The following is a 13,154-nucleotide window of genomic DNA, read 5'->3' as shown; positions in this document are numbered from 1 at the left end:
GATTACCAACTTGTTTGTGTGCAAATGCAAGGGCTATCTCGATCGCTGCTTGTTGTTGGTCTTCCCGGCAACGAGGACAGGGCGATTTGCCGTCAGCAGACCCGTTTGGGGCCATGCGACGTGCTCCAGCTCACGACGGCGAACACACAAAACGCAGGCTTGAGCGTTTCGTTCCGGAGGATCTTGCTAAATTGCCGGCGAAGGTGCCGTATCATCGGGCGCCAGGGCCCACTCTTGCGTCCGGACGCCGCCGACCATGGGGCTGAGGCGCAATCCAAAGGCGAATTTGTCCGCAATTACTTCCTAAGGCTGAGGATATAGCCTGCCAGGTCGGTCGCATCGTTCGCACTGAGCGGATTGTTGGCCATCGTCGCGTGGGGAAGCAGGAGGAACTTGACCAGCATGTCCTTCGTCACTCCGTCCCTGGCCGCGATGGCGACAAACGGCCGGGCGCGGCGGAACTTGGTCGGCTCGGTGGCCACCGCATGGCAGGCGGCGCACCAGCGCTCGGCGAGCTGGCGGCCGTGGTCGAGATCCTCGGCGGCCGCCGAGGCGGAGAGCAGGACCAGCAGCAGCAGTGATGGTACGGAGGCACGTCGCACGCCCGGCTCTCCTCACAGCGGCTGGTCGTCGTCGGTCGACGGCTGGTCCTGCAGCGAGACGATGTCACCGCCGCCGAACTCGTCCTCCGGCGGCGGATAGACCCACGTGTGGTCGCGCACGTTCCTGACGCCCTGGACGCTCTTGGCCGCCATGATCGCCGTGGCCCGCTCCTTCTCGTTGCGCACCGCGCCCGTGAGATGCGCGATGCCGTTGCGGACGACGACGTTGAAGCGGCAATGCTTGCAGGCGGCCTGGTCGAGCGAATCGAGAATGGCGCTGCGGATCCCGTCATCGTCGGGGGTGGGGCCTGGAACGGCAGTGGCGAGGTCGGCCACGGTTTGCAGGAAATCCGTGTGTGTCACCACGCCGGCCAGCCGGTCGCCACTCATCACAGGGAGACGCTTGATGTTGCGCTTCTCCATGATCTCGGCGATCTCCGCCAGGCTGGCATCGGCGCTGACCGTGACCGGAGGCTGGCTCATGATGTCGCCGACCGTACGGCCGTGGGAATGGACGAAGTCGGCTCCGATGCGGCCGCGGCCGACCAGGAGGTCGAGCCAGCGGCCTTGCCTGCGTTCGGTGCCGAGCTCGGCGCGGCGCAGGAAATCACCGTCCGTGACCATGCCGACGAGCGTGCCGGACGCGTCGACCACCGGCAGCCCGCCGATGTGGTTGCGCAGCATGATCCGCGCCGCCTCGGCCACCGGGGTTCCGGGCGTCACCGCGATCACGGATCTGGTCATGATTTGATGAGCGCGCATGTCGTCGTCTCGTGCTGCGATCGCAATCGGCGAAGAATAGCTGCGCGGCATCGCGCGCGCTTGACCAGGATCAATCCGAGGTCGTGCCGCCCTACACGATCCTAGAAGTCTTGTTGCCCCAATAGCGGTCGCGCAGCAGACGCTTGTAGAGCTTGCCGGTCGGCAGCCGCGGCAGCTCCTTATCGAAATCGATCGAGCGCGGCACCTTCTGTCGCGACAGCGATTGCCGGCAGAACGCGATCAGCTCCTCTTCCAGCTCAGGCCCAGGCATGATGCCCGACATCGGCTGGACCACCGCCTTCACCTCCTCGCCGAGATCGGAATTGGGCACGCCGAACACGGCGGCATCGGCGACCTTCGGATGCGTGATCAGCAGGTTTTCGCATTCCTGCGGATAGATGTTCACGCCGCCGGAGATGATCATGAAGGTGGCGCGATCGGTGAGATAGAGATAGCCGTCGGCATCGACATAGCCGACGTCGCCGACCGTGCTCATCGTGCCGTCGGCCGAGCGTGCCTCCTTGGTGCGCTCGGGGTCGTTGAAATACTCGAACGGCGATCCGGTCTTGAACCACACCGTGCCGGCCGTTCCGATCGGGCACGGCTGCATGTTCTCATCGAGGATGTGCAGGTCGCCGAACAGCACCTTGCCGACGGTGCCGCGATGCGCGAGCCATTCCGCGCTGTCGCAGGCGGTGAAGCCGAGGCCTTCGGTGGCGCCGTAATATTCGTGGATGATCGGCCCCCACCATTTGATCATGTCCTCCTTGACCTGTGCCGGGCACGGCGCGGCGGCATGGATCGCGACTTCGAGCGAGGAGAGGTCATAGCGCGTACGGATCTGTTCCGGCAGTTTCAGCATGCGCGAGAACATCGTCGGTACCAATTGCGTATGCGTGATGCCCCATTGCTCGACCAGTTGCAGGTAGCGCTCGGGGTCGAACGTCTCCATGATGATGGCGGTGCCGCCGACGCGGATGGTGAGGTTGACCGCGGCCTGCGGCGCGGAGTGATAGAGCGGCGCCGGCGACAGATAGATCATGCCCTCGCGATAGCGCCACAGCTTCTCCAGGAAATCGAAGATCGGCAGCTGCTGCACTGGCGGCTGCTCGGGCAGCGGCCGCAGGATGCCCTTCGGCCGGCCCGTGGTGCCGGAGGAATAGAGCATCGCGGTGCCGACGCATTCGTCGGCAATCGGCGTCGCCGGCAGGCCGGCGGTGGCCTCCGCGAGGCCGACGATCCGCTCGCTCTCGCCTGCGCCATCGGCGACGACGCAGAGCTCGATGTCGGGCGCCTCCTTCAGCGCCTCGCGCGCGACGTCGAGCTTGGCGAGGGAGGTGATCAGAAGCCGCGACCGGCTGTTGTTGAGGATGTAGGCCAACTCGCCGGGCGTGAGGTAGGAGTTCACGCAGGTGAAGTAGAGCCCGGAGCGCTCGCCTGCGCCGCACGCTTCCAGATAGCGGCTGTTGTTCTCCATGAAAATCGAATAGTGGTCGAGCCGCTTCAGGCCGCGCTTGCGGAACAGATGCGCCAGCCGGTTGCTGCGCGCCTCCAGCTCGCGATAGGTCACGGCCTCGCCGGTCGAGGCCATGATGAAGGCGGGCTGCAATGGGCGCAGCCGGGCGTGCTTGCCGGTGTACATGTGTCCTCCCTTCCGACGCCGGCCGGAGGTACGGTGGTGGAGGGCCGCAGGGCAAACGTCACGCCGACGATGTTCTCGTCGCGCCCTCGGGCCGTTTCCTTCCGCGCGTACCATCCTTACGGGACGGCATGTCGTTGTTTGCGGCCAATCTAGCGGACAGGTTCCGGGCTCTCAACAGGCCTCTCAGCCCTTTGGCTGAGGAGGGAAGGGATGGGCGCGGCCGGGGTTCTGGCATAACATGGTCAGGCATTCCAACGAATGACGTCTCAAAGCCAAGAAACTCCGGGAGAGATCATATGAAATCGGGCTTGCTGGCTGTTGCTGCCGTCGGTGCGCTGCTCGTGGCGGCGCCGGCGTCGGCACAGGTCAAGATCGGCATCCTCAACGACCAGTCCGGCGTCTACGCGGACTATGGCGGCAAGTACTCCGTCGAGGCCGCCAGGATGGCGATCGAGGATTTCGGCGGCGAGGTGCTGGGGCAGAAGGTCGAGCTGGTCACCGCCGACCACCAGAACAAGCCGGACCTCGCCTCTTCGATCGCGCGGCGCTGGTACGATACCGAGGGGGTCGACATGATCACGGAGCTGACGACCTCGTCGGTCGCGCTCGCCATCCAGGATCTGTCGAAGGAAAAGAAGAAGATCGACATCGTCGTCGGTGCCGCGACCTCGCGCATATCAGGCGATGCCTGCACGCCCTACGGCTTCCACTGGGCCTATGACACCCGCGCGCTCGCGGTCGGCACCGGCGGGGCGCTGGTCGAGTCCGGCGGCGATACCTGGTTCTTCATGACCGCCGACTACGCCTTCGGCTATGCGCTGGAGAAGGACACCAGCGACATCGTGACGTCGAAGGGCGGCAAGGTGCTGGGCTCGGTGCGCATCCCGCTCAACTCGTCGGACTTCTCCTCCTTCCTGCTGCAGGCGCAGAGCTCGAAGGCGAAGATCATCGGGCTCGCCAATGCCGGCCTCGACACCACCAACTCGATCAAGCAGGCGGCCGAGTTCGGCATCGTCAAGGGCGGCCAGAAGCTCGCCGGCCTGCTGATGACCTTGTCGGAGGTGCATGGCCTCGGGCTGGAGGCGGCGCAGGGCCTGATCCTCACCGAAGGCTTCTACTGGGATCGCGACGACAAGTCCCGCGCCTTCAGCGAGCGCTTCATGAAGCGCACCGGCCGGATGCCGAGCATGATCCACGCCGGCACCTATTCCGCGACATTGTCCTATCTGAAGGCCGTCAAGGCCGCCGGAACCAAGGACTCCGATACGGTCGCGGCCAAGCTGAAGGAGTTGCCGGTCGACGACGCCTTCGCGCAAGGCAAGGTGCTCGCCAACGGCCGCATGGTCCACGACATGTACCTGTTCGAGGTCAAGAAGCCGTCCGAATCGAAGAAGCCGTGGGACTACTACAAGCAGCTCGCCACGGTGCCCGGCGACAAGGCGTTCTTCACCGCCAAGGAGAGCGGCTGTCCGCTGACGAAGTGATCGCGCGCCAGAACATTGGTGTCGCCCCGGCGAAAGCCGGGGCCCATACCGCGTGATCTCTGAACGGGGCAGGCTGCACGTCGACCCGTCGCGCAACAAACATCCGTCGGTGGCTATGGGTCCCTGCGTTCGCAGGGACGACAGCGGCGGACTGGGCGGTCAGCCGTGCAGCATGCGCCAGAGGACGGCGATGAGCGAACCGACCAGCAGGACCGAGCCTGCCAGGGCCTGCACGCCAAAACCGGGGCCGCGCTTCTCGGCGGCCCTTGCGTAGGACACCATGTACATCCCGCGCCCGGCGATCCAGACCAGGCCGATCAGTGCGGCGATGACATCGCTGACATAGATGGCGAACAGCCACAGCGCCGGCAGGAAGATCGGCAGCCATTCCAGCGTATTCATCTGCACGCGGAAGGTGCGCTCGAAATCGGCATTGCCGGTGGTCGCGGGCGCCTTCACGCCGAACCTGGCGCGCGCCTGCGCGACGCGGACGGCCATGTAGAAATACAGCATGAGCGCGAGCACGGTGACGAGTGCGGTGAAGTGATACATGCGCGGTTCCCCCTGATGACGGCTTCTTAATATCCGGTCAGTTCGAGATAGCCCACCCCGGTGTGGCTGCCCTTGAAGCTGATCGGCCCTTCCCAATAGGGCACGCGCGTGCCCATCCAGGCGTTTGGATTGAGCGCTGCGGTGTCGATGGCGATGCCGAGCGCTGATATCTCGACACGCCAGCCGACCGGCAGCCTGCGCTCGCCGATCGCAACTGTCTCTGTCGGCGTCATGACGATGCCCCCGGGGCCGAGCGCATGCGAGGCGCCGTCAGCCGTGATCCAGGTTCCCGATGTGTAGTCGCCATTGCCCTGCCGCATCCGGTACAGCATCAGCTTCTCGCCGCCGGCAAAATGCAGCGCGAACCAGTCCCAGCCGGTCTGGTCGGAAGCCAGCGGCTGGCTGCTCCATTCGCGGTCGAGCCAGGCCAGCCCTGAGACCTCGACTGGTTGATCGTCGAAGCTGATGCGGCCTCGGGCGCGGTAGAACGGCTGGCTGTAGTAGTACGACGCCTGGCCGCGCTCGGATTTGCGGCTGTAGCCGCCGATGCCCTGCAGCACCACCGGCCGCTCCGCCTCCAGATGCAGTGCGTAGGAGAAGTCCGGCCCGACGGCGCTCATGTCCAGGGGCGCCAGCACTCGATCGTCGGTCGTCGCGGTGCCGCGCAATTGCCAGTCGTCGATCCAGGCCTGGAACGGCTTGGCCTCGACGCCGGCCTGGCCGACGCCGCCGCGCGCGAATTTTTCGGCCGAGCGGTGACTGTCGGCACGCGTCACCGCGGCATGCGCCATCCAGAGCTGCTGATTGTCGAAGCCTTCGCCCTGCGGCCCCGGCCGGGCCGCCGAGCGGAACAGGGTCCATTGCAGGCCATAGGCCTTGCCGCTGGAATCGGCGAGGTTGGCGGTGACGTACCACCATTCGATTCGGAAATCGTCGTGCGGCCCGTGATCCGCAGGGAAGCTGAACTCTCGTCCGGGCGTCACCGGCGCAAAGCCGTCGGCGCTATCGCTCAGTCCCGCAAAGCCCTGCGCGCGCGCGAGGCGGGGCAGCGCCAGCAGGCCGAGCCCGCCGATCAGCATGCGTCGCGAAATGGTCGCTCTAGCGCTCAATGGTGAAGGTCCTGACGAGATCGGCCGGCTGCATCCGCGCCAGCCGCAGCACCGGCAGCAGCGAGGCGATCAGCGCCGCGATGAGCGTGACGAGCAAGAGCCGAATGAGCTGCAGCGGAAACACGTCGAACGGCAGCCGCCAGCCGAATGCCTTGACGTTGACGATCGCGATCAGGCACCACGCCACCACAAGCCCGAGCGGCAGCGCCAGCAGCGCGGTGAGGCCGGCAAGCGACAGCGTCTTCAACAGCTCGACCTCGGCGAGCCGCCGCCGCGTCAGCCCGATTGCCCATAAGGGTGCGAGCTGCGGCAGCCGCGAGTTCGCCAAGGTCAGCAGGCTGGTCAGCAGCGCGATCGCTGCGACGCCGAGCGTGAAGGTGTTGAGCGCGCCGGTCACCGCAAAGGTGCGGTTGAAGATCTGTTTCGATTCCTGCTTCACGGTGGCCTGGTCGACGACGTTGCGACCATCGAGGCCGAACTTGTTGGTGAGCCCCGTGATCAGCCCCGGCACGTCGGCGGCCGCCGCGCGCACGGCCATGCGCGTCATGGGCGTCGCCGGGAAGCGGCGTGTCAGCGCGGCGACGTTGACCGTGATCTGGCCCTTGGGATTGCCGTAGTCGGCATAGATTCCGGCGACGGTGATGCGCCAATCGCCGCCGGGCGCGGGAAGGTCCAGGCTGTCGCCAACGGATAGATTGAGCCGCCGCGCCAACTGCTCGCTGACGAAGCCGGCGTCGCCACGCACCAACTGCTTCCACGCGTTGTTGCCGGCCTGCAGCAGCGGCCAGTGGTCGCGATAGGTGTCGTGATCGGGCAGGCCGAGAATGTCGATCGGCGCGCCTGCAAGCTGCGCTTCGGCGCGGCCGCCCGGCAGCACCGCCTGCACCTCGGGCCGCGCGCGCAGCCAGGCCTGGACGTCGCGCGCCTGCGCTTCGTCCGACGCGCTGATGTAGATGTCGGCCGCGAGGCGGCCGTCGAGCCAGACCAGGAAGGTGCGGCTGAAGGTTTCCACCATCGTCGCCACGCCGACATTGACGGCGAGCGCCATCAGCAGCGCCATCAGCGCCAGCGACAGGCCCGAGATCTGCTGGCGGCTGTCGGCCCAGAACCATTGTGCCAGCGCCCCCCGCGCGCCGCGCTCGCCGAGCCGCAGCACCAGCTCGAGGATCGCCGGCAGCAGCAGCGCGGCGCCGAGCATCATGGCTGCGAGCACGCCGAAGCCGGCGAGCAGCGACTGCCCGAGCCACAGCAGCAGGCCGGCGGCAACGAAGAAGGCGAGCGCGACCGCGCTCTGCAATCGCAGCCAGCGCCGCTGCGCCTCCTGCCACGCATAGGGTTGCGCGGTGGAGAGGATCGGCAGCCGCATCGATTTGATCAGGCTCGTCGTCGCGGCTGCGAGCGCGCCGGCGATGCTGATGACGAGGCCCGCAAACCACCATTCGGGCTGCAGGCTCAGCTCGCCCGGCACCTGCGCGCCATACAGCCCGCGCAGCGACGCTGCCACGTTCGGCAACAGCGCCGCAGCGATGAAATAGCCGCACACCAGCCCGACCAGGCCGGCCGCCAATGCAAAGGCGATGAGCTCGCCGATCAGCACGCCATTGAGCTGGCGCGCCGACACGCCGCAGGCGCGCAAGGTCCGCAGCACCGGCAGCCGCTGTTCGAAGGCGAGCCCGATGGCGGAGTTGACGATGAACAGGCCGACGACAAAGGACAGCAGGCCGAACGCGGTGAGGTTGAGGTGGAAGCTGTCGGTCAGCCGCTCCAGGTCGGTCTCGGCCTCCGGCTGCACGAGCTGCAGCCGGCCGTCCGCCAACGACTGCAACGGCTGTCGCTGGCCTTGCGTCTTGCCGACCAGCAGCCGCGAAATCTGGCCGGGCTTGCCGAGCAGCCGCTGCGCGTCGCTGATATCGACCACGAGCACGCCGGGTGCGAGCTGCTGCTGCGCCATCAAAGGCGGCAGCATGGCGTCGTTGCTGAGCCGCGGCATCGCGCCGTCTTTGAGTCCGAGATCGGCCAGTGTCTCCGGCGAGATCAGCGTGCGATGCGGTGGTGTCAGAAACGCCTCGAGCTCGCTGCGGCCGACCATCGGCGCTTCGCCGACCTCCCTGGGAATGCTGAACGGCTCGATGCCGAGCAGTCTGATCGAGCGGCCGTCGATCTGCACGCGGCCTTCGAGCACCGGCGACACCGGCCAGCCGGCGCGGCGCAATTCCGCGAACACGCTCTGCGGCAGCATCTTGCCGTCGGTCGCGACCAGCATCGGCGTGCGCGCGCCGCCGAAGACCGCGGCGGCGCGGTCATAGGAGCTGCGCGCCTGCTGGTTCAGCGCCTGCACGCCGCTCCACAGCGCGGTCGCCGAGATCAGCCCGATCAGCAGGGTCGCGAGCTGCATCGGATGCCGCCGCCAGTGGCTGAGCAGCACCGCCAGAATCCAGAGCGCGCGTCTCATGCGACGCGTCCGGCATGCAGATGCACATGGCGGTCGAGCATCGCGGCGAGCCTGGTGCTGTGCGTCACCATCAGGAAGCCGCAGCCGGTGCGCGCGACGAGGTCGCGCGTCAGCGCCATCACCTCGTCGGCGGTGTCCTCGTCGAGATTGCCGGTCGGCTCGTCCGCGAGCAGCAGGACCGGCTTGACGGCCAGCGCGCGGCCGATCGCGACGCGCTGCTGCTGTCCGCCCGACAATTGCTCCGGATAGCGCTTGAGCAGCAACTTCAGCCCGAGCCGCTCGACAAGCTCGGTGTGCCACGCCGGATCATGCCGACCGGCCAGCCGCGCCTGGAAACTGAGATTGTCCTGAACCGACAGGCTCGGCACCAGATTGAACTGCTGGAACACGAGGCCGAGCCGCTCGCGCCGGACCGCCGCGCGTCCAGCATCGTCGAGCGTGCCGACCGAAGCGCCGTCGAGCAGGATGTCGCCGCCGTCGGCGGCATCGAGCCCGGCGATGAGATGCAGCAGCGTGCTCTTGCCGGAGCCGGATTCACCGGTCAGCGCGACGCGCTCGCCGGAGGAGACGTCGAGGTCGACGCCACGCAGGACGTGGATCGGCTCGCCGCCGGATCGATAGGACTTGGTGAGATGACGGACGCTGAGCACGAGCATGATCGGGGTTGTTGCGTCACAACATAACAAGGGCCAACGCGAACATCACGCGCTCGTTCTTCATGACGCCCCTGATGTGATGCCGGCCGCGTGCAATCAGGTTGCGAGGGTATCGCGATGCAGCCCAAGGGGGCGGATTCCCGCGTTGCAGCAATAACTTAGCTCGCCAGCCGGTTGCCTGCAAAGCCGCTTCGTGGGTAGCATCGTCAAAACGCCCGGACGACAGGGGCGGATCATGACAGAATGGGGAAGGACCATGGCCGCGCCAACGACGCTGAAGGGCACATCCCGCGCAAGCGCGACGCCGAAAGGCGCCTGGAAGATCACCTTCCTGCTGTTCCTGTTCATGCTGGTGAACTTCGCCGACAAGATCGTGGTCGGGCTCGCCGGCGTGCCGATCATGACCGAGCTCAATCTGAACGCCGAGCAGTTCGGCCTGCTGGGCTCGTCCTTCTTCTTCCTGTTCTCGATCTCGGCCATCGTCGTCGGCTTCGTCGTCAACCGGGTTCCGACGCGCTGGGTGCTGCTGGTGCTGGCGCTGATCTGGGCGCTGGCGCAATTCCCGATGGTCGGCACCGTCGGCTTCACCACGCTGCTGATCTGCCGCATCATTCTCGGCGCCGGCGAAGGTCCCGCGGCGTCCGTCGCCGTTCACGCGGTCTACAAATGGTTCCCGGATGAGAAGCGCGCGATGCCGACCGCGATCCTGTCACAGGGATCCGCCTTCGGCGTCATTCTCGCGGTGCCGGCGCTGAACTGGATCATCGTGAATCACGGCTGGCACTATGCCTTCGGCGCACTCGGCGTGGTCGGGCTGATGTGGAGCGTGGCGTGGCTGTGGCTGGGCAAGGAAGGGCCGCTGGCGGAGGTCGAGCTCGCCGGATTGCGCGAGCGGCGCGTTCCCTATCTGCAACTGCTGACGTCGCGGACCTTCGTCGGCTGCGTCGCCGCGACCTTCGGCGCCTATTGGGCGCTGTCGCTCGGGCTGACCTGGTTCACGCCGTTCCTGGTGAAAGGCCTCGGCTTCTCGCAGCAGCAGGCCGGCTTCATCTCGATCCTGCCCTGGATCTTCGGCGCGTGCGTGGTGCTGACCACGGGCTTTGTGTCGCAGACGCTGATGGCGCGTGGCGTCTCCACGCGCATGGCCCGTGGCGTGCTCGGCGCGACGCCGCTCGTGATCGGCGGCGGGCTGATGGCGATGATGCCGCATGTCGACGCCGCTTCGGCAAAGATCGCACTGCTCGTGGTCGGATCGGGATTGTGCGGCTCGATCTACGTCGTCTGCCCGCCGATGATCGGCGAATTCACCCCGGTCACGCAGCGCGGCGCCGCCATGGCGATCTACGGCGCGCTCTATACGCTCGCCGGCATCGTTGCGCCCCTCGTGATGGGCAAGATGATCCAGGCCTCCGGCAGCCTGCTCGAAGGCTACATGTCCGGCTTCACCATCAACGCGGTGATCATGGTGATCTCCGGCCTCCTCGGCCTGGCCCTGCTCTGGCCGAACAGCGAACGCACCCGCCTGCAGGCGCATCAGGCTGTCGCGCCGGAATTTGCGTGAGCGCTGCCTTAGAACTCGGCCTTAACGCGGCCTTGCGCAACACAGGTTGCTATGATCTCGACTGTCGTCCCCCGGCCTGACCGGGGGACTCAGTATGCAGAGGCGGTTGTGCATGGGCCGATAAGCCGCCGGATGCTGGATGCCCCGCCTATGCGGGGCATGACGGCTGCGAGTGTCGTTTGGCTACGGCAAGGCCGTGCCGATCAATCCTCGCTGTCGTCCCGGACAAGCGCGCGGAACGCGCGCGCAGATCCGGGATCCATAACCCCAGGGAGTTGTTCGAGGCACGATCGTCAATCATTTTCGCCCAGCACGTCCGCCGCGGCGTATGGGTCCCGGGTCGGCGTCCGCCAATGCTGCGCATTGTCGGGACTTGCCCGGGACGACACCGAATGTGAGGCGCGCATCGGGGTCATGCGGCGCAAGTCCAGGTTGGCTTTCTCCTTATTGCACCCCGCTTCGCGCACCCCTGACCAGTCGACCCGGCCGCGCGCCCGTCGCCTCGCCGTGGCGGCGCGTCACCACGCCCGACACGATCGTCGCCTCATAGCCGTCGACATCCTGCATCAGGCGGCGACCGCCGACCGGCAGGTCGTAATGCACCTTGGGCGGATGCAGGTGCAGCCGGTCGTAGTCGATGACGTTGATATCCGCCCTGTAGCCTGGCGCGAGCAGGCCGCGATCGTCGAGGCCGACCGAGAGCGCGGTCTTGCGCGACTGCGCGGCGACGACGAAGGGAATCGACAGTCTGTCGCCGCGCTTGCGGTCGCGGGTCCAGTGCGTCAGCAGATAGGTCGGGAAGCTGGCATCGCAGATGATGCCGCAATGCGCGCCGCCGTCGCTGAGGCCGGGCACGCTGCGCGGGTCGCGCAGCATCTCGTAGGTGGCATCGAGATTGCCGTCGGAATAGTTGAGGAACGGCACGTAGAGCATGCCGCGCCCGCCATCTGTGAGCATCGCGTCATAGGCCAGTTCCTCGGGACGACAGCCGCGCGCGCGGGCCTGGGCGCCGAGTGACCGCTCCGGCGGCTGCTCATAGTCCGGCGGATCGCCGAGCAGATACATCTTGTCGTAGTTCGGCTTGAAGAACAGCGGGTCGTCGGTCGCGCTGGCCTGCTCGCCCAGGATGGCCGCGCGCAGCTCCGGATCGCGCATCCGCGCGACGCGCTCATCCAGCGGCAGATGCGCGATCGCCTGGTAGCTCGGATGCGTCTGCAGCGGGTTGCGCGACAACTCCAGCCCAAGCAGCAGCCCTACCGGGCGCGCCGCGATCTGCGCCGTCACCGACAGGCCGCGCGCGGCGGCGGCGTTGATCTCGGCCAGCGTCTGCCGCCAGCGCTGCGGCGCGCGGTCGTTCTGGGTCACCGAGAACGAGATCGGGCATTTCGTCGCGTCGGCGATGCGCAGCATCATCGGCAGGTCTTCGTGGATCGTGGAGATGTCGAGCACGAATTGCAGCACGCTGCGGCCGGCGCTGTGCATGGCCTGCGCGATCGTCGTCAGCTCGTCCTCGCCGGCCTTCAGGGTCGGCGTGTAGTCGCCGGTCGAGGTCCGATGATTGAGCGTGCGCGAGGTCGAGAAGCCGAGCGCGCCGGCCTTGACCGCATCGCGCGCCAGCGCCGCCATGGCGCGATTGTCCTCGGCGGTGGCAGGATCACGGCGCGCGCCGCGCTCGCCCATCACATAGACACGCAGCGCCGCATGCGGCAGCTGCGCGCCGATGTCGAGATCGAAGGCGCGCTTGCCGAGCCACTCCATGTAGTCCGGAAAGCTCTCCCATTCCCAGGGAATGCCGGCTTCGAGCACCGGCTCGGGAATGTCCTCGACGCCCTCCATCAGCTGGATCAGCCGCTGATGATCGGCTGGCCGGCACGGCGCGAAGCCGACACCGCAATTGCCCATGATCGCGGTGGTGACGCCGTTCTGCGACGACGGCGAGATGTCGTGGCTCCAGGTCACCTGGCCGTCGTAATGGGTGTGAACGTCGACGAAGCCTGGGGTCACAAGTTTGCCGCGTGCGTCGATCTCCTCGCGTCCGGCGCCGCCGACCTTGCCGACCTCGATGATGCGACCGTTCGAAATCGCGACATCGGCGTCGTAGAGATCGCCGCCGGAGCCATCGGCAACGGTTCCGCCGCGGATCACGAGATCTGGCTGCGTCATGGCGTGTCTTCCCCGGTCGTTGTTGTTATGGGCACATCATCGGCGGGAAGGCGATGATGTCAACATACGGGGAAGAGGCAGCAGCCTTGCGTCAGCGACCTGATTGTAGGGTGGGCAAAGCGACGCCATAGGCGGCGCGTGCCCACCACCGCGAGCGGGATGGTGGGCACG

General features: G+C 66.8%; 10 protein-coding genes. 2 read left to right on the top strand and 8 right to left on the bottom strand.

Going from position 1 to position 13,154, the window contains the following annotated elements; translation table 11 throughout:
* Positions 1-296 precede the first annotated feature (296 nt).
* The 3 genes from QX132_RS18775 to QX132_RS18765 all read right to left on the bottom strand — a co-directional run bounded on the left by QX132_RS18775 (position 297) and on the right by QX132_RS18765 (position 3,006).
* On the bottom strand, positions 297-602 hold the full coding sequence (locus QX132_RS18775; RefSeq protein WP_315740580.1) for a cytochrome c: 306 nt from the start codon (positions 600-602) through the stop codon (positions 297-299).
* A 12-nt stretch (positions 603-614) separates the two neighbouring features.
* A complete protein-coding gene (locus tag QX132_RS18770; RefSeq protein ID WP_315778226.1) occupies positions 615-1,364 on the bottom strand; it encodes a CBS domain-containing protein in 750 nt (249 codons plus the stop codon).
* 91 nt (positions 1,365-1,455) lie between these two features.
* Complete coding sequence (locus QX132_RS18765; protein WP_316162329.1) at positions 1,456-3,006, bottom strand: AMP-binding protein; 1,551 nt, start codon at positions 3,004-3,006, stop codon at positions 1,456-1,458.
* A 296-nt stretch (positions 3,007-3,302) separates the two neighbouring features.
* On the opposite strand from QX132_RS18765, the gene QX132_RS18760 reads away from it, so the two are divergent.
* Entirely contained in the window at positions 3,303-4,490 is a 1,188-nt protein-coding gene (locus QX132_RS18760; protein ID WP_315798780.1) for an ABC transporter substrate-binding protein, read from the top strand.
* A 159-nt stretch (positions 4,491-4,649) separates the two neighbouring features.
* Here the strand turns inward: QX132_RS18760 and QX132_RS18755 are convergent, their stop codons facing one another.
* The 4 genes from QX132_RS18755 to QX132_RS18740 are packed head-to-tail and all read right to left on the bottom strand — an operon-like array spanning position 4,650 to position 9,259.
* Entirely contained in the window at positions 4,650-5,042 is a 393-nt protein-coding gene (locus QX132_RS18755; protein ID WP_316162326.1) for an MAPEG family protein, read from the bottom strand.
* A gap of 26 nt (positions 5,043-5,068) precedes the next feature.
* Positions 5,069-6,151, bottom strand: coding sequence for a lipocalin-like domain-containing protein (locus QX132_RS18750; protein WP_316162325.1), 1,083 nt, complete (start codon positions 6,149-6,151; stop codon positions 5,069-5,071).
* On the bottom strand, positions 6,141-8,603 hold the full coding sequence (locus tag QX132_RS18745; RefSeq protein ID WP_316162324.1) for an ABC transporter permease: 2,463 nt from the start codon (positions 8,601-8,603) through the stop codon (positions 6,141-6,143). The genes QX132_RS18750 and QX132_RS18745 overlap by 11 nt, the downstream gene beginning before the upstream one ends.
* Complete coding sequence (locus QX132_RS18740; RefSeq protein ID WP_316162322.1) at positions 8,600-9,259, bottom strand: ABC transporter ATP-binding protein; 660 nt, start codon at positions 9,257-9,259, stop codon at positions 8,600-8,602. Before QX132_RS18740 ends, QX132_RS18745 begins: the two co-directional genes overlap by 4 nt.
* 256 nt (positions 9,260-9,515) lie before the next feature.
* Here QX132_RS18740 and QX132_RS18735 point away from each other — a divergent pair, with 256 nt between their 5' ends.
* Positions 9,516-10,820: an MFS transporter gene (locus tag QX132_RS18735; RefSeq protein WP_315781303.1), complete on the top strand. Its 1,305-nt coding sequence runs from the start codon at positions 9,516-9,518 to the stop codon at positions 10,818-10,820.
* 444 nt (positions 10,821-11,264) lie between these two features.
* On the opposite strand, the gene QX132_RS18730 is transcribed toward QX132_RS18735, so the two are convergent.
* Positions 11,265-12,983 carry an N-acyl-D-amino-acid deacylase family protein gene (locus QX132_RS18730; RefSeq protein WP_315781300.1) on the bottom strand — a complete coding sequence of 573 codons (1,719 nt, stop codon included), beginning with the start codon at positions 12,981-12,983 and terminating at the stop codon, positions 11,265-11,267.
* Between the last annotated feature and the right edge of the window lie 171 nt (positions 12,984-13,154).

Origin of the sequence: Bradyrhizobium sp. SZCCHNRI20481, assembly GCF_032485055.1 — a bacterium.
Taxonomy (GTDB): domain Bacteria; phylum Pseudomonadota; class Alphaproteobacteria; order Rhizobiales; family Xanthobacteraceae; genus Bradyrhizobium.
The sequence above is the reverse complement of the archived record's forward strand: the minus strand, read 5'-3'. Positions and strand labels throughout refer to the sequence as shown.